This window comes from Kluyvera sp. (assembly GCF_965301105.1).
Map to the genome: position 1 here is coordinate 1 of NZ_CBDKZX010000018.1, position 22,033 is coordinate 22,033.

Consider the following 22,033-nt stretch of genomic DNA (forward strand, 5'->3'; position numbering starts at 1 on the left):
AACGTAAAAAGTGAATCAGATCACACACAGAAGTGACAGAATAAGTGACAAAAAATATTTATTTATTAATATCAATAAGATATAATTTTACACTTATTATTGATTAAATCAAAAAAAGTAGAAAACCAGCCAAAATCGTGATCGCCATTGCATTAAATGCGTCATTTTTTATCCATCGCAATAAGCATGATGAATATCACAAAAAAATTCACTTTGTCTTTTACACTGCACGCCATCCTATTTACACATTTATTTTTGTTAATTAAAAAGCCTGCCTTTTGCGTGCCGTTAAATACGCAATGGGGTAGTTCTCTTGTTATCTTTTCTCATATTTGCAGAAGGGTTATCACTATGAGTTCAATACCACGCCGAGGAATATTAGGCATTGCCTTACTCTGTTCCGGACTCAGCGCTTCGCTGTACGCTGCCGAACCGTATACGCTGGATGCGAAAGATCTGACCTTCAGCCGTCAGCAGATAGCGGCAAAAGACCCGCTCTTTATGCAGGCCGAAAGCGCGTTGTTAAAAAAGGCAGACCTTGCGCTGAAGCACCCGCTATTTTCGGTGATGGATAAAACGCTCGTCGCCGCCAGCGGCAACAAGCACGATTATTACAGCTTCCCGCCTTACTGGTGGCCGAATCCAGACACCAAAGACGGCCTGCCATACATCCGTAAAGATGGGCAAACCAACCCCGACGCCAACAGTGATGCCACCGATAAAAACCGTCTGGTGAAGATGAGTAACGATGTCTCAACGCTGGCGCTGGCCTGGTACTTCTCGCAGGACGAACGCTACGCGCAAAAAGCGGCGCAGCAGATTAAAACCTGGTTCCTCGACCCGAAAACCCGCATGACGCCTAATCTTCAGCATGCCCAAGCGATACCCGGAATCAACACCGGTCGCGGCATCGGGATTATCGATAGCCGGGCGCTGGTTGATGTGGTTGACGCGATTGCCATTCTGCAATCTTCTGGTGCGCTCAGCGAAAAGGACACTGGCGAGTTGAAGCAGTGGTTCGGCGATTTTTATCACTGGATGACCACCAGCCAGAATGGCTTCGAAGAAGAAAACTGGCATAACAACCACGGCACCTACTTTGATATGCAGGCCGCCACTTTCGCCCTGTTCAGCGGCAAAACCGAGGAAGCTAAAAAACGCCTCTATGTGACTCAGCTGCGGCGTATTGCCGGGCAGTTTGACGTGGAAGGCCGTCAGATGGCCGAGCTGGAGCGCACACGCCCGTGGCACTACAGCAACTTCAATCTCGATGCCTACAGCCGTCTTGGCCGCTTGGGTGAGAAGGCCGGCGTCGATATCTGGAACTTTACCCTCGACGATCACAGCCTGCGCAAGGGTTATCAATACATTGCCGGGTTTATCAATAGCGATACCCCATGGCCGTGGAAAGATCTCGACAAAATGGACGATAAAAAAGCGCTGCGTAACATGGCAACCGCCGCACATGCCTGGCCGGAAGATGCGTTGTTCCGCGAGAAAGCTCAGTGGTTGCGGGCAAAATATCCTGATGACATCACGACGCTCATCGCCCCTCTTAATGTGCCAACAGAGGTCAGGGATAACCAATAATGAAACAATTTTCTGGGCTATGGTCCGATATTGCCAGACGTGCAGCCGGCAATAGCGGCCTGATTGAACGGCTCATCAAGGATGCACAACCGGCGCTGGACGCCGAGGTGCGTATTCCGCAAAGCGGAATTGCCACCTGGAATCTGTACTATTTTTGCCCGCATCATGGGGTGCGGCTTATCTGGCAGCCGGACTCACCGCACCGCCATTGTTGCCCGGTCGACGGTGAAGCCTTCAGCGGCGAGCCGTGGGACGGCGCGTGGTGGCGAGAGATGAATGGCCGTAACGCCAGCGCTTGTCAGCAGCTCGGGCTGCTGTGGCAGCTCACCGGAGAGGAGGCTTATCGCGATAAAGTGCGTACCCTGCTGATGGGCTACGCCGACGTCTATCCCGGCTATGAGATACACGGCGGGATTCCTCACAACGGTCCAGGCAAGATGAACGCCCAGACTCTGTGTGAAGCCAACTGCATTCTGGATATGGCGCTGGGTTACGATTTTATTCAGCACAGCCTGACCGACGACGAGCGGCAACATATCAGCCGCAACCTGCTGCGCTGCGCGGCGACGTTTTTGCAGGCGCACCGCAGCCCGCAAATTCATAACCACGAAGTGAAAATCAGCGCTGCGTTGGGCGTGCTGGGTTTTGTGCTGGAAGATGAAGATCTGCTGGAGTTCGCCGTCAACGCCCCCTACGGGCTGCGCTGGCAGCTCGAGCACGGCCTGCTGGCGGAAGGGCTGTGGTTCGAAGGTTCAGTACACTATCACTACTACGCGCTGCAGGGCTTTTTCGCCTTTGAGAAACTGGCGCGGGGCACCCGCTGGAGCCTGCTCGACGGCCCGTGGTACCCGCAAATGCTCAGCTTCCCGCTCTCGCTGCTGCTGCCGGATGGCACCTTCCCGCGGCTCAACGACTGCATCGCGGGCCAGGAGAAACTGCACCACCGGGATCTCTACGAATTCGCCTGGTTTATCTGGCGCGATCCGCAGTACGCGGCCGTTTTGCACTTCACCGAGGCGCAGCCGGACGAGAGGGAAACCCTGCTATGGCGTGATAGTCCGCTACCGGAAACCACGCCGGACCTGATCCCTCAGCAGTCGCTGTTTGCGCCAGGCGCGGGTCTGACGCTCTGGCGTCGGCCGCAGCAACAGCAGGCGGTGCTGATCAAACACAGTCCGTGGGGCGGCGAGCATGACCATTATGACAGGCTCAGCCTGATGTTGTGGCAGCGCGACGGTTGGCTACTGCCGGATCTCGGCACTACCGGCTACGGCGCCAAAATGCATTATGACTATTACAAGAACAGCGCCACCCATAACACCTTGACGGTTAATCAGACCAATCAGCCTCCCGCCAATGCGGCGGTGCTGGGTTGGCATATGGGCGATGATTATCTGTGGCTGGATACGGAAGTGGATTGGGGGCAACCCCCGCCGCAGCTTGACAGCCATACCCGCGTAGAGTGGGACGAAGAGGCCTGGCGCGAAGTGCGTTTTCGCCGTCGCTTGCTGTGGCTGGACGACGTGCTGATCGATCTCTCCATGGTCGATAACCCGCACCGCCAGCAGCTTGACTGGACGCTGCATCTGGCCGCACAGGCGCTCGATCAAAGCGGTACGCCAATGCCCTTCTCGCTCAGTGGTCCGCTGCGGCATATGACGGAGTCGACCATGACGCCGTTGCATGGCTGTCAGCCGCGCCATTTTGCCCGTGAAGGCGATACCGTGGCGCTATGGCTGGCCGGCGACGGCGAACTGTGGCAGGGGCTGGCGCCGGATAACCCGGCGGTTAGCGACCTCAGCTATCTGGTGATGCGCAACCATCTGCCGCAGGCGCGATTTGTCTGTCTGTGGGATCTGGCGACGAAATCGCCGCTTACCGAGGTCAGCGTGCACCACACCGCTATCGGCACGCAGCTCTCATTCTGGCGCGGTGAACGTGTCGCCCACGTCACCCTCTACGATGACCCGTCGTTGCCACCAGATATTCTTCTCTGACCCGCTGCCTTCCGGCAACGGAAGGCGCGTTTACCGTTGTTCTACGGTTATCATGCTGACGAAAGGATGGTACTGCCAGGGTATCGAACCGCCCTGCTGGTACATTTTAGAGATGGTGCCGTCGAGGTAGAGCATTTGCCGTACGTTAAGGCGCGATTTTGCATAACAGGCGAAGTCATAGAAGTTGGTCTCCCGCTCGCTGAGCATAAAGACCACTTTCCCTTCCGCCGTCAGGCCGACACCGTTGCGCAACTTGCGCGAGCTGGCGGAGGGCTTCAGCCGCCAGTTGATCACCCCGTTTTCGATCAGCATCGGCCCGGATTGTACGGCATAGTCCATACCCTTCGTGGACTTCAGCTTATCAAGGCTGACAATGCCCGCGTGCTGATTGCGTAAATAGAACACACCGCCAGGCTTGATAAAAAAATTACCGCCGCCGGAGGCGCGATTCAGCGCCACCTTTTTCTGCCCATTTTCGATATACAGCCCCAGTGGCGCATAGGCTTTATCGTAGATCCCGCCGTTCATCGCCATCCGCACACGGCCATCACGATTAATCTCACCCAGCAGCCCACGCAATGAGTCATAGGCTTTGCCGTCAGGCTTACGCCAGTACATCATGATACGTTCGTGTTGAGCATCAACCGTGTAGCTTTGCAGCGTGAGTTTGGGGTCGGTGAGTTGGCACGCATCCTGCGCGACCGCTGCCAGCGGCGCTATCGCCAGCAGCAACGGAGTAAAACGAACGGTCATCGTTTACTCGTCTTCATCCTCAAAACGGGCGACGATACGTTCGCCGGTATGCGTCGCGCGCAGCTCGTCAGCCACCAGCGCAATCGCCTGGCCGCTCGCCATTCCCTGTGCCATCAGTTCCTGAATACGCTCGACGGCTTTCTGCTGCTGCTCATGGCTCAGTGAAGGTAATCCTGCAAACATCATTTACTCCTGCTACATTGTGTGCGCTTATTATTTCATGCTGCCCGATTATTAGCCATAGGCAGCGCAGACCTGGCTGGACTGAATAACGATGTTACACCCTTCAATCATGACGCTTCCCTGGCGACAGGACGCGGCCGAATTCTACTTCGCCCCGCTCAGCGCCTCACCGTGGGCAATGATGCTGCACTCCGGCTATGCCGAGCACCCGCACAGCCGCTACGATATCGTGGTCGCCGAACCTCGTACCACGCTGCTCACCTGCGGTGATACCACCACGGTAAGTGGTCAGAGCGGTGCCATGTCATCGACGGACGACCCGTTGGCTCTGCTACAACACGCGCTCGATGACAGCGAATTCTCCCGCCAGCCGCTGGCTGACTTACCGTTTACCGGCGGCGCCGTGGGGCTGTTTGGCTACGATTTGGGGCGACGTTTTGAGAAGCTGCCGACGCGGGCGCAGCACGATATCGCCCTGCCGGACATGGCGGTCGGGATCTATGACTGGGCGCTGATTGTCGACCATCAGCGTCAGGTCGTCACCTTACTGAGCTATGACGATGTGGAAGCTCGTCTGGCGTGGCTGCAGCAGCAGGTTGCGCCGCCGTCGGCCCCCTTCGCTCTCACCTCGGCGTGGCAGTCCAATATGAGCCGCCAGCAGTACGGCGAGAAATTCCGTCAGGTGCAGGCATATCTGCGTAGCGGCGACTGCTATCAGGTGAATCTGGCCCAGCGCTTTCAGGCCACCTATCAGGGCGATGAATGGTCGGCGTTTGTCCGGCTGAACCGCGCCAACCGCGCACCGTTCAGCGCCTTTCTGCGCCTTGCCGACGCCGCGATTTTGAGCCTGTCTCCAGAGCGTTTTATTCAGCTTCATCAGCGACAGATCCAGACTCGGCCAATCAAAGGCACGCTGCCTCGCCTGGACGATCCGCAGGCAGATGCTGCTCAGGCGTCGAAACTGGCCAATTCGCCGAAAGATCGTGCAGAAAACCTGATGATTGTCGATCTGATGCGCAACGACATTGGCCGTGTGGCGACGCCCGGCAGCGTGCGGGTGCCGGAACTGTTCGTGGTGGAGCCATTCCCGGCTGTGCATCACCTGGTGAGCACCATTACCGCGGAACTACCCGACTCGCTGCACGCCAGCGATCTGCTGCGCGCCGCTTTTCCTGGCGGCTCTATCACCGGCGCGCCGAAAGTACGCGCCATGGAGATTATCGACGAACTGGAACCGCATCGACGCAACGCCTGGTGCGGCAGCATCGGCTACCTCAGCGCCTGTGGCAATATGGATACCAGTATCACCATTCGCACCGTTACGGCGACCAACGGCACGCTGTACTGCTCGGCGGGCGGGGGGCTGGTGGCCGATAGCAATGAAGATGCGGAATATCAGGAAACATTTGATAAAGTTAATCGTATCTTACATCAACTGGAGTCCTGAGCATGGCAGACCGTTCGTTGGATCTGGACGATTTTCTCTCCCGCTTTCAGCTACTTCGCCCACAGCCAACCCGCTCGGCGCTCAACGCCCGCCAGGCGGCGGTTCTGATCCCCATCGTCCGTCGCCCGGAACCCGGACTGTTGCTCACGCAGCGCTCCGCACGTTTGCGCAAACACCCAGGACAGGTGGCCTTTCCCGGCGGCGCGGTGGACAGCAGCGACGCCTCGCTGATTGCCGCCGCCCTGCGTGAAGCGCAGGAAGAAGTGGCGATCCCACCAGAATGCGTAGATATCATCGGCGTACTGCCGCCGGTCGATAGCGTCACCGGTTTTCAGGTCACGCCTGTCGTCGGCGTTATTCCGCCGAATCTGCATTATCACGCCAGCGAAGATGAAGTGGCGTCGGTGTTTGAGATGCCGCTGGCCGAAGCGCTGCGTCTGGGGCGCTATCATCCTCTCGACATCCACCGCCGCGGTAATTCGCATCGCGTCTGGCTCTCCTGGTATCAGCACTATTTTGTCTGGGGCATGACCGCTGGCATCATTCGTGAGCTGGCGCTACAAGTGGGCCTCAAGCCCTGACTATACTGATCATATCCACCGGTTTTCAGTATTAGTAAAATCACGGCTATTCATTAGTTAAATTCATGTGAATAGTTAAGCTGAACGCCGGGTTCCCTCATACACTATGCGCAGTAATTACATCGTTGCCGCAACGGCGCGGCAACCCTGTCAGGAGTGTTAAAGTGATTAGTATATTCGACATGTTCAAGGTGGGGATTGGCCCCTCATCTTCCCATACTGTAGGGCCGATGAAGGCTGGCAAACAGTTCGTCGATGACCTGGTCGAAAAGGGACTGATTGATGACGTGACGCGCGTAGCCGTCGACGTCTACGGTTCCCTTTCCCTCACCGGTAAGGGCCACCATACCGATATCGCGATTATTATGGGTCTGGCGGGCAACCAGCCAGATACCGTGGATATCGATGCGATACCCGCGTTTATCCGCGATGTAGAAACCCGTGGGCGTCTGCTGCTGGCCAATGGCCGCGTAGAGGTCGATTTCCCGGCGGACGACGGCATGCGTTTTCGCAGCGAGAACCTGTCGTTGCATGAGAACGCCATGCAGATCCACGCCTGGGCCGGCGATACGCTGGTATACAGCAAAACCTATTACTCTATCGGCGGCGGCTTTATCGTCGATGAAGAACACTTCGGCAAAGAAGCCAGCAACGCGGTAACCGTCCCCTATCCGTTTGCCTCCGCCACAGAAATGCTCGGCTACTGCAAAGAAACCGGCCTGTCGCTGTCCGGCATGGTGATGCAGAACGAACTGGCGCTGCACAGCAAACAAGAAATTGAAGACTACTTTGCCAACGTCTGGCAGACCATGCGCGCCTGTATCGACCGCGGCATGAATACCGAAGGCATTCTGCCTGGGCCACTGCGCGTTCCGCGTCGTGCGTCCGCCCTGCGCCGTATGCTGGTGTCCAGCGACAAACTCTCCCACGATCCGATGAACGTTGTGGACTGGGTGAACATGTTCGCGCTGGCGGTCAACGAAGAAAACGCCGCCGGGGGCCGCGTGGTGACCGCGCCGACCAATGGCGCCTGCGGGATCGTCCCGGCGGTTCTGGCCTATTACGATCACTTTATCGAGCCGGTTACCCCGGATATCTACATCCGCTACTTCCTGGCTTCCGGGGCGATTGGCGCGCTGTATAAAATGAACGCCTCGATTTCCGGTGCGGAAGTCGGCTGTCAGGGTGAAGTAGGTGTCGCCTGCTCGATGGCGGCGGCGGGTCTTGCCGAGTTGCTGGGCGCCAGCCCGGAGCAGGTTTGCGTGGCGGCGGAAATTGGTATGGAGCACAATCTGGGTCTGACCTGTGACCCGGTTGCCGGCCAGGTGCAGGTACCGTGTATCGAGCGTAACGCTATCGCCTCGGTGAAAGCGATCAACGCCGCACGCATGGCCATGCGCCGTACCAGTGAACCGCGCGTGTCGCTCGATAAGGTTATCGAGACGATGTACGAAACCGGTAAAGATATGAACGCCAAATACCGCGAAACCTCCCGCGGCGGCCTGGCGATTAAAGTACAGTGTGACTAATCACACTTTTCACCCACCCCTAATACGGGTGGGTGAATTATTCCCTTCTTTTCCCTCACAATGTTCGCTTGCCACTACACTTGCCTTTGCAGCACTGGTATTTTCAATATCACTCTATTCGCACTGAGCATCGGACATGCAAACAGCACAATGGATTATCAGGAAGTATCTCCGTAAGCGAATCGCTGTTTGTGTGATTATCGCGGTGGGTGCCTTTGCGCTTACCCTGGGGACGCGATTTATTTCGCAGCGTAGCGTAAATCAGCAACAGATCGATGCGCTGACGTTCCATTCCGTCGAACGCCTGAATAAAATATTACAGCCGGTGGAAACCCAGCGACAGGCGATGCTGGCGCTGGTTGGCCAACCCTGTATGGCCATCCACCTTCCGTTGCGCAAGTTGGCGGTTACCCTGCAAACGGTACGCTCAATCGCACTCATAAAATCGGGTCAGCTGTACTGTTCCAGCGCGCTGGGCGCGCGCGATGTTGCCGTCCATTCCCTGCAACCGCAGTTGCCGACCAGCCAGCCGCTGCTTGAGCTAACCACCGACCATTCCCTGCTGAAGGGAACGCCGATACTGATTCAATGGTATCCGGCCTCTATCGACGGCCAGGATGGCGTACTGGTGTCTATCAACATTGATCTCATCAGCAATATTATCCTTGAACCGTCCCCTCCGCTGATTAGCCACGTCAGTCTAAACGTGGGCGAACATCATTTTCAGCATGAGGCCGGCATTACCGATGCGCTGGTCAACGACGGTGACAACGTCTATACCCGAGCCTCCACGGCCTTTCCTTTTAGCGTCACCGCCCACAGCCCCGGCGCCGACCAGTTGGCGTTGCGTAATCTGGTCTCCGAGCTGCCGCTAGCTATCATCATGAGCGTGCTGTTTACCTGGATTGCCTGGCTGGCCACCGCCGGGCGGCTCAGCTTCTCGCGGGAAATTAATATGGGGATCGCGGGCAAGGAATTTAGCCTGTACTGCCAGCCGCAGATGGATGCCCGGATGCAGCGTTGTGTCGGCGTCGAGATCCTGCTGAGGTGGCACAATCCCAGGGTCGGCTGGGTAGAGCCGGACGTATTTATTCCCATTGCCGAAACGCAAAACCTGATTATTCCGCTCACTCGCTATGTGATTAGCGAAACGGCGCAAAAACTGCATCTTTTCCCCAAAGACAGTGACTTCCAGATTGGCATTAACGTTGCCGCGCCGCACTTCAAGAACGGCCGCTTGCTGAAGGACTTACATCAACACTGGTTTAGCTGTCACCCCATTCAGCAGCTAACGGTCGAACTGACCGAGCGCGATGCCCTGCATGACGTGAACTACGAAGTGCGCAGTGACCTGGGGAATCACCAGATCAAGCTGGCGATCGATGACTTTGGCACCGGAAACAGTTCCCTGTCCTGGCTTGAGATGCTGCATCCCGATGTACTGAAGATTGATAAATCGTTCACCAGCGCCATCGGCACCGATGCGGTGAACTCAACGGTCACGGACATTATTATCGCGCTGGGGCAACGGCTGAATATCGAACTGATTGCGGAGGGCGTGGAGACACGCGAGCAGGCGCAGTATTTGCAGCGTCACGGCGTCCACTTATTGCAGGGATATCTGTTTTCGCCGCCGATGCCGCTGGCGGATTTTCCGCAGTGGCTGGCTGAGCAGGAAAGCCGAAAAAACTAGCCCGGCGTCAACATTGACGCCGGGCTACCGGGTATTACTCTTCTTCGTCGTGTGCGGAAACCAGCTTCACGACGCGCACCTGATCGACGCGATAGCTGTTCGCTTCGGTCACGGTGATTTGCAGCGACGGCAGTTCAACCGTCTCGCCCACCGCCGGAATCTGACCGTTTACCGCAATCACCAGACCCGCGACGGTCGCGTAGTCGTTATCTTCATCGACCAAATTATCGAGGTCCAGCGTCTGCTGTAACGCGTGCAGGTCCGTGGTGCCTTTCACTAACCAACCTTCACCATCGGCCACAATTTCCGGCGTTTCATCCGCATCCGGGAACTCACCGGCAATGGCTTCCAGCACGTCCAGCGGCGTCACCAACCCCTGAACCACGCCAAACTCGTTAGTCACGATAACGAAACTCCCTCGCGCCCTGCGCAGTACGCCCAGCAGGTTAATCGGGTCGAGGGTATCCGGCACGATAATCGCCGGCGTCGCCGCGGCAATCGCCAGCACGTCTTCACCCGCTTCCAGCGCCACCAGCAGCTCTTTAGCACGAACAATACCGACAATTTCATCCAGCTCACCGCGGCATACCGGGAAGAGGCTATGCGGCGATGACAGCAGCTGTTCGCGAATTTCGTCCACGCCCAGATCGGCGTCAACCCAGCTGATTTCACCGCGCGGCGTCATGATGCTGCGCAGCGAGCGCGAAGCCAGAGTCAGCACGCCGTTAATCATATAGCGTTCTTCTTCGACAAACGCCCCTTCCGGCACCGGCACGTTCGGCTGGTGTCCTTCTTCCTGGGCCGCGCTCACCGGCTTGCGGTTACCCATCAGGCGCAGAATGGCGTCGGCAGTACGCGCACGCAGCGGCAGCGTCGATTGATGACGGATAAAGTTACGACGCGCAATCTGGTTAAACAGTTCAATGATGATCGAGAAACCAATCGCCGCGTACAGGTAGCCTTTCGGAATATGGAAACCAAAACCTTCCGCGACCAGGCTCAGGCCAATCATCAGCAGGAAGCTCAGACAGAGCACCACCACTGTCGGATGCTGGTTGACGAAGTTCGTCAGCGGTTTCGACGCCAGTAACATCACGCCCATAGCAATCACCACGGCGGCCATCATGACCGGCAGATGGTTCACCATCCCGACCGCCGTAATCACCGCATCCAGCGAGAAGACCGCGTCAAGCACCACAATCTGCAAAACCACGACCCAGAAACTGGAATAGCCTTTGCCGTGGCCCGAATCGTGCTGACGGTTTTCCAGACGCTCGTGCAGTTCCGTGGTCGCTTTAAACAGCAGGAACAGACCACCCACCAGCATGATCAGGTCTCGTCCGGAGAAGGTCTGCCCCCATACGCTGAACAGCGGCGCGGTCAGCGTCACCATCCACGAAATGACGGAAAGCAGTCCCAGACGCATGATCAGCGCCAGCGACAGACCGATAAGACGGGCTTTATCTCGTTGTTTAGGCGGTAGTTTATCGGCAAGGATCGCGATAAAGACCAGGTTATCAATACCGAGAACGATTTCCAGAACGACAAGCGTCAACAATCCGGCCCAAATTGACGGGTCCATTAACAGTTCCATAAACCACTCCAACAAGAGACGTGACGAGTCATCGCTATGTCATGTTTAAGCGAGACGATACCGGATGATAGAAAAGCGTGGCGCGCAAGGCCAGGAAGTGTGCCGCAAGAGCGGTTGATTGCGAAAAGGCGTCGGTGACGATCCATACTACGGGCTGATGCCCTATACTCCTGTGTGATTAAACGGATATACAACATAGCAAAAATAAATGACTTTTTGGCAGAGATTTACGAGTCTTTGCAAAATGTAAGGTAATTTTTTGCAGCCTGAAATAATTGCCGACCTTTAACTAAATTACGGATCTTCATCACATTAATTATTCTTTCACTGTCTAAAATAATTCTCGGTAATTATTGGTTTATCTCTCTAACCCTTGTCTGAATCGATTCGGTAACGACATCGGCTCAAAATGTATCAGACCTACTGATGCACACGATAATAAAAGGAGGTAGCAAGTGACGATTGCTATTGTTATAGGCACACATGGTTGGGCAGCAGAACAACTGCTGAAAACAGCAGAGATGCTGTTGGGTGAGCAGGAGAATGTTGGCTGGATCGATTTCGTGCCTGGCGAGAATGCAGAAACGTTAATCGAAAAATACAACGCGCAGTTGGCCAAGCTTGATACCAGCAAAGGCGTGTTGTTCCTGGTCGACACCTGGGGCGGTAGCCCGTTCAATGCGGCAAGCCGTATTGTTGTCGATAAAGAAAACTATGAAGTGATTGCTGGCGTCAACGTCCCGATGCTGGTCGAAACCTTCATGGCCCGTGATGACAACCCGAGCTTCGACGAACTGGTCGCTCTGGCCGTTGAAACCGGTAGCGAAGGCGTAAAAGCGCTGAAAGCAAAACCGGTTGAAAAAGCCGCTCCGGTCGCAGCACCTGTTGCGCCGAAAGCCGCTGCACCAGCGAAACCAATGGGCCCGAACGATTACATGGTGATCGGTCTGGCGCGTATCGATGACCGTCTGATTCACGGCCAGGTTGCGACCCGTTGGACCAAAGAGACGAACGTGACCCGCATTATTGTCGTCAGCGATGAAGTCGCTGCTGATACCGTGCGTAAAACGCTGCTGACTCAGGTTGCTCCTCCAGGCGTAACGGCACACGTTGTCGATGTCGCTAAAATGATCCGCGTCTACAACAACCCGAAATATGCGGGCGAACGCGTTATGCTGCTGTTCACTAACCCGACAGAAGTGGAACGTGTTGTGGAAGGCGGTGTGAAAATCACCAGCGTCAACATCGGCGGGATGGCTTTCCGTCAAGGTAAAACTCAGGTGAATAACGCCATTTCCGTTGATGAGAAAGATATCGAAGCGTTTAAGAAACTGAACGCGCGCGGTATCGAGCTGGAAGCCCGTAAGGTCTCCACCGATCAGAAACTGAAAATGATGGATCTGATTGCCAAAGCGGAAAAATAACCGTTCTGGCCCGTTTTTTAGCTTTCACACTTAAGTCTGTATAAGCAATAGGAGAAGTACAATGGAGATTACCACTCTTCAGATTGTGCTGGTGTTCATCGTCGCATGTATCGCGGGTATGGAGTCGGTACTTGATGAATTTCAGTTCCACCGTCCGCTGGTGGCCTGTACGCTGATCGGTGCCGTTCTCGGGGACATGAAAACCGGTATTATCATCGGTGGTACCCTTGAAATGATCGCACTGGGTTGGATGAACATCGGTGCGGCAGTTGCACCGGATGCGGCCCTGGCCTCAATTATCTCTACCGTTCTGGTTATCGCCGGTCACCAAAGCATTGGTGCGGGTATCGCGCTGGCGATTCCTCTGGCCGCTGCAGGCCAGGTTCTGACCATCATCGTTCGTACTATCACCGTGGCATTCCAGCACGCGGCGGATAAAGCGGCGGAAAACGGTAACCTGACGGCGCTCTCCTGGCTGCACGTCTCTTCCCTGTTCCTGCAGGCAATGCGTATCGCTATTCCGGCGGTTATCGTCGCTGTTTCTGTCGGCACCAGCGAAGTTCAGGGCATGCTGAACGCGATTCCGGAAGTGGTAACCAGCGGTCTGAACATCGCCGGTGGTATGATCGTCGTAGTCGGTTATGCGATGGTTATCAACATGATGCGCGCAGGCTACCTGATGCCGTTCTTCTACCTCGGTTTCGTCACCGCGGCATTTACTAACTTCAACCTGGTTGCTCTGGGTGTGATTGGCGCAGTAATGGCAATCCTCTACATCCAGCTGAGCCCGAAATACAACCGCGTAGCCGGTGCCCCAGCTCAGGCAGCTGGTAATAACGATCTCGACAACGAACTGGACTAACAGGTGAGCGAAATGGTTGATATGACTAAAACTACCACCGAGAAAAAACTCACTCCGAGTGACATTCGTGGCGTGTTCATTCGTTCTAACCTGTTTCAGGGTTCATGGAACTTCGAACGTATGCAGGCGCTGGGCTTCTGCTTCTCCATGGTTCCGGCGATCAAACGCCTGTACCCAGAGAACAACGATGCGCGTAAACAGGCTATTAAGCGTCACCTGGAATTCTTCAACACCCATCCGTACGTAGCCGCTCCAGTACTGGGCGTTACGCTGGCGATGGAAGAACAGCGTGCAAACGGCGCAGAGATTGACGATGGTGCCATCAACGGTATCAAAGTTGGTCTGATGGGTCCGCTGGCAGGCGTGGGTGACCCGATCTTCTGGGGTACCGTTCGCCCGGTATTTGCTGCACTGGGTGCAGGTATCGCGATGAGCGGCAGCCTGCTGGGTCCTTTGCTGTTCTTTATTCTGTTTAACGCAGTCCGTCTGCTGACCCGTTACTACGGCGTCGCCTACGGTTACCGTAAAGGTATCGATATCGTTAAAGATATGGGCGGCGGCTTCCTGCAGAAACTGACTGAGGGGGCGTCAATCCTCGGCCTGTTTGTCATGGGGGCATTGGTTAACAAGTGGACGCACGTGAACATCCCGCTGGTGGTATCAACCATCACCGGTCAGGATGGCCAGACTCGCGTCACCACCGTGCAGACTATCCTCGACCAGCTGATGCCGGGCCTGGTACCGCTGCTGTTGACCTTCGCTTGTATGTGGCTGCTGCGTAAGAAAGTGAACGCCCTGTGGATTATCGTTGGCTTCTTCGTCATCGGTATCGTGGGCTACGCAATCGGCCTGCTGGGTCTGTAATATCTGCTGTATGCCGGGGGCCTCTGCCCCCGGTTTTTTTTATCTGGAGGCTTAATGACAATAACGGATCTGATACTGGTTCTTTTCATCCTCGCGCTACTGGCATTCGCCATTTACGACCAGTTCATTATGCCCCGCCGTCATGGCGTTACCCTGCTCTCGGTTCCCCTGCTGCGCCCTGGACGCGTGGACAGCGTTATCTTCGTCGTGCTGATTGTCATTCTGGTTTATAACAACGTCACTCATCACGGGGAAATAATCACCACGTGGTTATTATGCACGCTGGCATTGATGGGCTTTTATCTCTTCTGGATCCGTAGCCCGAAGATTATTTTCAAAACGGAAGGCTTTTTCTTCGCCAATGCGTGGATTAAATACAGCCGAATCCAAAAAATGAATTTATCCGAGGATGGTGTGCTGGTGATGCAATTAGAACAGCGCCGTCTTCTTGTCCGGGTCAAAAATATTGATGACCTCGAAAAGATCTACAACCTTCTCATCAATAATCAATAAGTTAAAATATAGCCATCGCTATAACTGCATTATTTTCACACAGCAGAGTTATAGCGTTGGCTATGTTTATTCCCACAAACCCTGCCCTATTTATTAACCTCTTGATTACGCAATAAATCTAAATGAAAATCGTTATCATCAAAAGGCGAAATATACAATAGCAAGAGTTGTTTTATATTCTAAAAATATGTTAAGGTTGCGCCCGTCGTTGGGGAGTAGCTGATTTCCACTAGCTGGAAATGTACGTGTCAACATACTCGTTGCAAAACGTGGTGCGTACGGATTACATCAGTAGTCAAGCGAGACCATAGACGCATTACTGCTGATTACTGGGGGCAGGAATGTGTCGTATGGAAACTTCCCGGTCTGGACACGCTCATGAATTTAACCGCCACTATCCTCCTTGCCTTAGGTATGTCGATGGATGCATTCGCTGCATCGATTGGTAAAGGCGCCACCCTGCATAAACCCAAATTCTCTGAAGCGTTGCGTACCGGTCTGATCTTTGGCGTCATCGAAATGCTCACCCCACTGATTGGCTGGGGGCTGGGCATGCTGGCCAGCCAGTTTGTGATGGAATGGAGTCACTGGGTGGCGTTTGTTCTGCTGGTGTTCCTCGGCGGGCGTATGATTATCGAGGGTATTCGCGGTAATGACGACGACGCCGAAGAAAAAGAAGCGCCACGTCGTCACGGCTTCTGGCTGCTGGTCACGACGGCAATTGCCACCAGCCTTGATGCGATGGCTGTCGGCGTTGGGCTGGCATTCCTGAAGGTCAATATTCTGACCACCGCGTTTGCCATCGGCTGCGCCACATTTATGATGTCGACGCTGGGTATGATGGTTGGCCGCTTTATTGGCCCGCTGCTTGGCAAACGGGCCGAAATTCTGGGCGGGGTGGTGCTTATCGCCATCGGCGCGCAGATCCTCTACGCGCACTATATGGGCTAGTCTTCCTCGCGACGCCAGGCGTGAATGGCAAAATCCGTCTGGCAACCAAACTGCGTCTGCTGCTGCAACGTTTCCCACACTTCCGGCTTCGCTCGCCACGCAAACGGCGTCATCTGCAATAGCGTCACCGCTTCATTGCCGGTCAACTGCATCGGGTACGCCAGCGCGTCGTGGCTCTCGAGCGTAAATCCCTCAATCACTTCTGAGTGTGGCGCATGCAACTGCACTTCGTTGTAGATAAGCCCTTTTAGCTCCACGAGATGACGTGGCCCCGGCGTCACTGTGATGACCCACCCGCCAGGTTTCACCACTCGTTTAAGCTCGGAGGGATTGCAGGGAGCATAAATACGAATCACCACATCCATACTGCTGTCAGCAAAAGGCAGACGCTGGCTGGATGCGACGCAAAAATTCACCTGCGGATAGCGCTTAGCGCCAAATCGGACCGCCGTTTTTGACACGTCCAGCCCCCACGTTTCCTGCGCCAGCGCGGCAAACGCGTGGGTGTAATAACCTTCCCCACAGCCAATATCCAGCAACTGTTGCGGGTTAATGGCTCGCAGCTTTTCGCTCACGGCATCTCGCAGCGGCTGATAGTGTCCGGCATCGAGAAAGGCGCGGCGCGCCTGCATCATCTCGGCGCTATCGCCCGGATCGCGAGAACGTTTGTGCTGCACCGGCAGGAGGTTAACGTAGCCCTCTTTCGCCCGATCAAACTGATGACGCTGTGGGCAAAGGTAACTATTGCCGCTGCGCGTAAGCGGCGCGTGGCAGAGCGGACAACTGTAGGACATAACAACTCCGGCTGGATAACAAAGGGCGAAAGTGTACCGCTATTCTGGCACGGACGGAAGGCGACGTGAGGGTTTAAAGCAGATGGTGCTGAAATGATAAAGCCCCGCAAACGCGAGGCTTTATGTCTGATAATGTTGCGCTTGCGCGCCGCAAGATCAGTGGGTGTCGAATCAGATAGCGGTTACGTTAACAGCCGCTGGGCCTTTCTGGCCGTCCTGAATTTCGAACTCAACGTTCTGACCTTCAGCCAGAGTTTTGAAGCCGTTACCCTGGATTGCAGAGAAATGTACGAATACATCTTTGCTGCCGTCAGCCGGAGTAATGAAGCCAAAACCTTTAGACTCGTTGAACCACTTAACTTGACCTTTAATCTTTGCCATTTGCAAAATTCCTTAGAGTGTTTTCTGCGCCCGCAGGCGTTTTCATAGATAAAACTGAGACATGACTGCATGAGGCACTAATATAAGGTTCGGCAGAGAAGCGGTATTCAACGTCAACGTGTTTACTCAGGACTTCTTTACTGAAAATGCCACACATAAACAGAACTGTACCTCGTTTAACCCAAAACGTGTTATCACATACAACGTAAATAATGGCAAGCCATTTTTAAACGTGACTCGATCGGCCGCACAAATCCCAACAAATCATTTGCTCATGGGCGCTTTTACGCCTAAGAGCAAACGCTGCCGGGCGGCTAGCAGCATGCCGCAAACGTGACCTAGCTTACGGTAACGTAAGACATTTTTAACATAGACCAACTTTTTTTCCGCGTCCAGAATGTCGTTACTATGAGCAAAAAATTTATATCTTTAGATTAATTTCACTATAACTTTTTCAGCTGTCATTTTGATGGCCGGTTATAAGTCCATTCGTACCACATGATGCGCTTCGAAGAGATTCGGTAAATAGCTCGCGTTATTTTGCACCAAAATAATGATCGTTTTGTGACATTGCCTCATAACAACGCAATAAAAACGTTTCGCTATTATGGTGTGGATTATGCAAAGCGAATTCGCATGAATATTAAGCACCGCTACAACATTATTACGAGCGATAATATTTCGACTAGAAATAATACCCATCAATGATTCATGAATAACAATAACATACTGTTATGTAATCTACCGGGATGGAAGAACGACGCTAACGCTGACTGATGTTTGCGCAACACCGCAACCAACGCACGCAATGATAAGAGACTGGCAGAGAAGACACGGATATGCACCAGGACAGTGCATCAGCATTCAGTCCGGCAGCCTGACGCAGGCTGCACGGAGTCATCACATAAAGTTATTATCGTTCGGCAACCAGGCGAATGAAATCGTCTTTGTCGTCTTCTTTTCCGTTTTCTGCCTGCGGCGCCTCTTCTTCCTTTTTCTCTGGCTCATTGGCTTCGCATAAACGACGCAGCAGCGCATTTTGACGCTTTTGCTGATCGAGCAGCGATTCAAGGAGTTCGATTTGCTCGTTAGCGCGAGAACTGGCGCGGTTCACAAAGAACCACAGAACCAGACCGACTAACAGCAGCAGGAAGGATAACGCCAGAGATGCCAGATTTAATGCCCCAGAACTTACAAGATCACTCATTTTACCACCTCAAAAGGAACGATCTATTCTACCACTCACATCACGGAAGGAAATGCTGCCGGCAAAAATGTTTTACCAGGGTATAAACCGGTTAATACTGCAAACCCCGCTGAAAAACTGAACATCCTGATCGCACATCACGTTGATCATTTGTGTCCAGAGCAGCAGGCAGGCAGCAATCACGATTATCAGTAATACCCACCGAAACTTTTTCACTCCACTCTCCGCATGAATTCTTATTCAGATACAACCAGGTTAGCATGCTAACCTTAAACCGCGGCTAACTGTAACGGCATCTTGTGCTTTTAGGAATCATAGACTTGTGTCAATCCGTAATCACGTTACGGTAGTATTCATGAGAGAAATAATAGAAGAGGATTTATTATGCGCCTGTTAATCAGGATCATCGTTTGCCTGGTCATCATTGCGATAGGTGTGCTGCTGAGCGGCTATGGTGTACTGGCGGGTAGCCAGAAGACCGCAGGAGGTCTTGGGCTACAATGTAAGTATCTGACAGCTCAGGGATTTAGCACCGCATTTTACCTCCACGGCGATAACGGCGTGGTCGGGCGACCCAGTTGCCCGCTGCTGCGTAAAACGGCCAGCGTCGTCGACGAAGGTTAACGGCAGACAAAAAAAAGCCCGGTGTAGTACCGGGCTTTTTTATTTCGCGATCAGAACGGGTAGTCGTTATAGCCCATCTGTTCCGAAATTTTACGCGCTGCGGTATGCAGCATCTCCACATACTCATGCAAGCGCTCTTCAGAGAAACGCAGCGTGGGGAAAGAGATACTCAAACCGGCGATCACCACGCCGAAACGGTCAAACACCGGCACGCCGATACAGCGCAGCCCTTCTTCCTGCTCTTCGTTATCTTCGCCGTAGCCCTGCTTGCGCACCTGTTCCAGAACGGTGATCAGCTCATCGGTGTTGGCAATCGTGCGCTCGGTACTGCACTTATACTCAACGCCTTCAAGGATCTGGCGAACTTCGGCGGTATCACGCCAGGCCAGCAGAACCTTACCAATAGCCGTACTGTACAGCGGGTTACGACGCCCTACGCGGGAATACATACGCAGGTTATACATGGAGTCAATTTTATGGATGTAAACAATGCTGTCTTCATCCAGTGCACCCAGGTGAATGGTCTCTTTCGTCAGACGAGAGAGCTCACGCATCTGGATGTCCGCGCTGCGGATCAGGTCAACGTTTTGCAACGCCCGCGCACCCAGTTCAAAAAGCTTCAGGGTCAGCGAATACTTTTCAGATTCCCCTTCCTGGGCAACATAACCCAAAGACTTCATGGTTTGCAAAAAGCGATAAACGGTGCTTTTCGACATCATGACGCGCTGCGAAAGTTCAGTAATGCCAATTTCGCGTTCTTCGCCAAGCGCCTGCAGGATACCAAATACCTTTAGTACCGAAGAGACAGAATCTGGCTGCTTGTCCAAATCTGCTGCTGACATTTATCACCTCATCGCAACTGTTTTATAAATATTAGAACCGGTTTTTATTATAATTTCGCAAAGCCTCCGTAGCAATGAAACTTCTGTGACCTGGTTACAAATCTTAGACATTCAATTGATTAATCAATGCTAGAATCATTCTCTGGTTAATAATTTCCTCAAAAACAACTTCCCACATGACTAGAAACATGATTGATGGCCTGCCACTGCCACAGCGGTACGGGGCCATTTTGACGATTGTGATCGGCATTACCATGGCCGTTCTCGACGGCGCGATCGCCAACGTTGCGCTGCCGACCATCGCCAGCGATTTGCACGCATCACCGGCGGCATCTATTTGGATCGTTAATGCTTACCAGATTGCGATTGTCATCTCCCTGCTGTCTCTCTCTTTCCTCGGCGACATGATTGGCTATCACCGTATCTATAAAGCAGGTCTGGTGGTCTTCACTCTCGCTTCGCTGTTCTGCGCCTTCTCAAACTCGCTGGAGATGCTGACCCTGGCGCGTATTCTGCAAGGCTTCGGCGGAGCGGCATTGATGAGCGTGAATACGGCGCTGATCCGCCTCATTTACCCGCAACGCCAGCTCGGACGCGGTATGGGCATCAACTCCTTTGTGGTAGCCGTCTCCTCAGCGGCCGGCCCGACTATCGCGGCGGCCATTCTTTCGCTGGCCACCTGGCAATGGCTCTTTTTTATCAACGTGCCGCTGGGCGTTATCGCCTGGCTGCTGGCCGTACGTTTCCTGCCGTCAAATGGCACGCGCAGCCAGTCGACGCGCTTCGATCTGCCAAGCGCAGTGATGAATGCCCTGACCTTCGGCCTGCTTATCACGGCACTGAGCAGTTTTGCCCAAGGACAGTCTATTGAGCTGGTGCTGGCTGAAGTCGCCGCGCTACTGGTCATTGGTTTCTTCTTCGTCCGCCGGCAGCTTCGTTTGCCGGTGCCGCTGCTGCCGATTGATCTACTGCGTATCCCGCTGTTTTCGTTGTCCATTTGCACCTCTATCTGCTCGTTCTGCGCGCAAATGCTGGCCATGGTGTCACTGCCCTTCTTCTTGCAAACGATGGTTGGCCGTAGCGAAGTTGAGACCGGCCTATTGCTGACGCCATGGCCGCTGGCAACCATGGTGATGGCGCCGCTGGCTGGCTATTTGATTGAACGGGTTCACGCCGGTCTACTCGGCGCGCTGGGCATGGGGATTATGGCCTGCGGACTGTTTGCTATGGCGATGCTGCCCACCTCACCGAGCGACCTGGATATTATCTGGCGCATGTTGCTGTGCGGCGCCGGTTTTGGGCTGTTCCAGTCGCCCAACAACCACACAATTATTGCCTCCGCTCCGCGTAACCGCAGCGGCGGTGCCAGCGGCATGCTCGGCACGGCGCGCCTTCTTGGGCAGAGCACCGGCGCGGCGCTGGTTGCGCTGATGTTTAATCTCTTTGGCAATGGCGGCACGCACGTGTCCCTACTGTTGGCAGGTACGCTCGCCGTCGTCGCCACGCTCTTTAGCGGCCTGCGGGTAACGCAGCCGCGCGCGCAAAGTTAAGCCCCCTCCTCTGACGATACCCGCCGGTTGCCTAACCCGCGGGTATCGCCGGGCAACTCCAGCAGATTATTTTTGAAAATAAACAAGCAAGCCTCATTAAAATTGTCCACGCCAAGACGTTCGGACAGTTCGGTTCGCTGTCGATAAAGCCCCCTCACTGACATATTCAACATGTCGGCCGCCTCTTCCATGGTCATACCCGTCATCAGCAGATGTAGCATCAGCCGCTCAGCGTCACTGAGAACAAGGTTTTCCAGCCAGACCGATGTTAAGCGACGGCTTTTCATGTTCAACAGCAGCGTAAATAATGCCGTAATATCCGTCGGCTCAAGCAGGTTGCGTAAAAACAACTTCATGTTCAGCATTTCAGCTTCACGATAGCGCATATCCAGCATGATACAGGAAACCGGTTTTTTCGATCGCGACGCATCCAGTATCAGATAGTCATAACAATGAAGCGGTGAGCGACTATCAATCAATACAGAATATTCGTCGGCGCTGCCATCAAACACCTTACGATCAATCGAATCTAACTGAATAATATCCGGGAATAACAGTTCAATGCCTCTGACGAGGTAGCTGTCTTGCGTTACTAAAAGTATAGATGTTGCCACAAATCATCCCTTATACATTTAAAGCAGGAACATCCTTTCA

The 22,033-nt window shown here is 54.0% G+C and carries 22 protein-coding genes, 1 pseudogene and 1 riboswitch; of the genes and pseudogenes, 13 read left to right on the top strand and 10 right to left on the bottom strand.

Going from position 1 to position 22,033, the window contains the following annotated elements; translation table 11 throughout:
- Nucleotides 1-351 precede the first annotated feature (351 nt).
- Both ACW14G_RS09315 and ACW14G_RS09320 read left to right on the top strand, forming a co-directional pair.
- Nucleotides 352-1,590 (top strand): alginate lyase family protein, encoded by a 1,239-nt coding sequence (locus ACW14G_RS09315; protein ID WP_249023116.1) that lies wholly within the window; start codon nt 352-354, stop codon nt 1,588-1,590.
- A complete protein-coding gene (locus tag ACW14G_RS09320) occupies nt 1,590-3,587 on the top strand; it encodes a heparinase II/III domain-containing protein (RefSeq protein ID WP_249023115.1) in 1,998 nt (665 codons plus the stop codon). The genes ACW14G_RS09315 and ACW14G_RS09320 overlap by 1 nt, the downstream gene beginning before the upstream one ends.
- A gap of 30 nt (nt 3,588-3,617) precedes the next feature.
- Here ACW14G_RS09320 and ACW14G_RS09325 read toward each other — a convergent pair whose 3' ends face one another.
- Nucleotides 3,618-4,340, bottom strand: coding sequence for a phosphodiester glycosidase family protein (locus ACW14G_RS09325; RefSeq protein ID WP_167575595.1), 723 nt, complete (start codon nt 4,338-4,340; stop codon nt 3,618-3,620).
- 3 nt (nt 4,341-4,343) lie between these two features.
- Nucleotides 4,344-4,523, bottom strand: coding sequence for a YoaH family protein (locus ACW14G_RS09330; RefSeq protein WP_163449278.1), 180 nt, complete (start codon nt 4,521-4,523; stop codon nt 4,344-4,346).
- Between the two features lie 91 nt (nt 4,524-4,614).
- On the opposite strand from ACW14G_RS09330, the gene pabB reads away from it, so the two are divergent.
- From pabB to ACW14G_RS09350, 4 genes are all read left to right on the top strand, one after another.
- Nucleotides 4,615-5,970 carry an aminodeoxychorismate synthase component 1 gene (gene pabB, locus ACW14G_RS09335; RefSeq protein ID WP_249023114.1) on the top strand — a complete coding sequence of 452 codons (1,356 nt, stop codon included), beginning with the start codon at nt 4,615-4,617 and terminating at the stop codon, nt 5,968-5,970.
- 2 nt (nt 5,971-5,972) lie between these two features.
- Entirely contained in the window at nt 5,973-6,551 is a 579-nt protein-coding gene (locus ACW14G_RS09340) for a CoA pyrophosphatase (RefSeq protein WP_163449280.1), read from the top strand.
- Between the two features lie 164 nt (nt 6,552-6,715).
- Nucleotides 6,716-8,080 carry an L-serine ammonia-lyase gene (gene sdaA / locus ACW14G_RS09345; protein ID WP_064544793.1) on the top strand — a complete coding sequence of 455 codons (1,365 nt, stop codon included), beginning with the start codon at nt 6,716-6,718 and terminating at the stop codon, nt 8,078-8,080.
- 136 nt (nt 8,081-8,216) lie between these two features.
- Nucleotides 8,217-9,773 (top strand): EAL domain-containing protein, encoded by a 1,557-nt coding sequence (locus ACW14G_RS09350; RefSeq protein WP_249023113.1) that lies wholly within the window; start codon nt 8,217-8,219, stop codon nt 9,771-9,773.
- A 34-nt stretch (nt 9,774-9,807) separates the two neighbouring features.
- Here ACW14G_RS09350 and yoaE read toward each other — a convergent pair whose 3' ends face one another.
- Nucleotides 9,808-11,367: a CNNM family cation transport protein YoaE gene (yoaE, locus tag ACW14G_RS09355; protein ID WP_249023112.1), complete on the bottom strand. Its 1,560-nt coding sequence runs from the start codon at nt 11,365-11,367 to the stop codon at nt 9,808-9,810.
- Nucleotides 11,368-11,822: 455 nt separating this feature from the next.
- On the opposite strand from yoaE, the gene manX reads away from it, so the two are divergent.
- The 5 genes from manX to mntP all read left to right on the top strand — a co-directional run bounded on the left by manX (nt 11,823) and on the right by mntP (nt 15,981).
- A complete protein-coding gene (gene manX, locus ACW14G_RS09360) occupies nt 11,823-12,791 on the top strand; it encodes a PTS mannose transporter subunit IIAB (RefSeq protein WP_163449283.1) in 969 nt (322 codons plus the stop codon).
- A gap of 61 nt (nt 12,792-12,852) precedes the next feature.
- Nucleotides 12,853-13,653: a PTS mannose transporter subunit IIC gene (gene manY, locus ACW14G_RS09365; RefSeq protein WP_064544786.1), complete on the top strand. Its 801-nt coding sequence runs from the start codon at nt 12,853-12,855 to the stop codon at nt 13,651-13,653.
- Between the two features lie 12 nt (nt 13,654-13,665).
- Entirely contained in the window at nt 13,666-14,517 is an 852-nt protein-coding gene (locus ACW14G_RS09370; RefSeq protein WP_064544784.1) for a PTS mannose transporter subunit IID, read from the top strand.
- Nucleotides 14,518-14,571: 54 nt separating this feature from the next.
- The gene (locus ACW14G_RS09375; RefSeq protein ID WP_065356793.1) at nt 14,572-15,030 is read left to right on the top strand and encodes a DUF986 family protein; all 459 of its coding nucleotides are present in this window, start codon (nt 14,572-14,574) and stop codon (nt 15,028-15,030) included.
- Between the two features lie 198 nt (nt 15,031-15,228).
- A riboswitch (yybP-ykoY riboswitch) is annotated at nt 15,229-15,391 on the top strand.
- Nucleotides 15,392-15,408: 17 nt separating this feature from the next.
- Nucleotides 15,409-15,981 carry a manganese efflux pump MntP gene (gene mntP, locus ACW14G_RS09380; RefSeq protein WP_223802813.1) on the top strand — a complete coding sequence of 191 codons (573 nt, stop codon included), beginning with the start codon at nt 15,409-15,411 and terminating at the stop codon, nt 15,979-15,981.
- On the opposite strand, the gene rlmA is transcribed toward mntP, so the two are convergent.
- From rlmA to mgrB, 5 genes and pseudogenes are all read right to left on the bottom strand, one after another.
- On the bottom strand, nt 15,978-16,775 hold the full coding sequence (rlmA, locus tag ACW14G_RS09385) for a 23S rRNA (guanine(745)-N(1))-methyltransferase (protein ID WP_163448007.1): 798 nt from the start codon (nt 16,773-16,775) through the stop codon (nt 15,978-15,980). The two genes, mntP and rlmA, sit on opposite strands and share 4 nt — an antisense overlap.
- Before the next feature lie 171 nt (nt 16,776-16,946).
- Nucleotides 16,947-17,156 (bottom strand): transcription antiterminator/RNA stability regulator CspE, encoded by a 210-nt coding sequence (cspE, locus tag ACW14G_RS09390; RefSeq protein WP_001062678.1) that lies wholly within the window; start codon nt 17,154-17,156, stop codon nt 16,947-16,949.
- Nucleotides 17,157-17,168: 12 nt separating this feature from the next.
- A pseudogene (locus tag ACW14G_RS09395) lies at nt 17,169-17,313 on the bottom strand (DUF2627 domain-containing protein).
- A gap of 756 nt (nt 17,314-18,069) precedes the next feature.
- Nucleotides 18,070-18,363: a YebO family protein gene (locus ACW14G_RS09400; protein ID WP_163448006.1), complete on the bottom strand. Its 294-nt coding sequence runs from the start codon at nt 18,361-18,363 to the stop codon at nt 18,070-18,072.
- A gap of 72 nt (nt 18,364-18,435) precedes the next feature.
- Entirely contained in the window at nt 18,436-18,579 is a 144-nt protein-coding gene (gene mgrB, locus ACW14G_RS09405; protein WP_163448005.1) for a PhoP/PhoQ regulator MgrB, read from the bottom strand.
- Between the two features lie 168 nt (nt 18,580-18,747).
- Between mgrB and ACW14G_RS09410 the strand changes: the two genes are divergently transcribed.
- Nucleotides 18,748-18,987 carry a YobH family protein gene (locus tag ACW14G_RS09410; RefSeq protein WP_064544772.1) on the top strand — a complete coding sequence of 80 codons (240 nt, stop codon included), beginning with the start codon at nt 18,748-18,750 and terminating at the stop codon, nt 18,985-18,987.
- A gap of 50 nt (nt 18,988-19,037) precedes the next feature.
- Here the strand turns inward: ACW14G_RS09410 and kdgR are convergent, their stop codons facing one another.
- Nucleotides 19,038-19,829, bottom strand: coding sequence for a DNA-binding transcriptional regulator KdgR (gene kdgR, locus ACW14G_RS09415; protein WP_064544768.1), 792 nt, complete (start codon nt 19,827-19,829; stop codon nt 19,038-19,040).
- Between the two features lie 176 nt (nt 19,830-20,005).
- On the opposite strand from kdgR, the gene ACW14G_RS09420 reads away from it, so the two are divergent.
- The gene (locus ACW14G_RS09420) at nt 20,006-21,379 is read left to right on the top strand and encodes an MFS transporter (RefSeq protein WP_249023111.1); all 1,374 of its coding nucleotides are present in this window, start codon (nt 20,006-20,008) and stop codon (nt 21,377-21,379) included.
- Here the strand turns inward: ACW14G_RS09420 and ACW14G_RS09425 are convergent.
- Nucleotides 21,376-21,993 (bottom strand): helix-turn-helix transcriptional regulator, encoded by a 618-nt coding sequence (locus ACW14G_RS09425; RefSeq protein ID WP_167575588.1) that lies wholly within the window; start codon nt 21,991-21,993, stop codon nt 21,376-21,378. The genes ACW14G_RS09420 and ACW14G_RS09425 overlap by 4 nt on opposite strands.
- Nucleotides 21,994-22,033 lie beyond the last annotated feature (40 nt).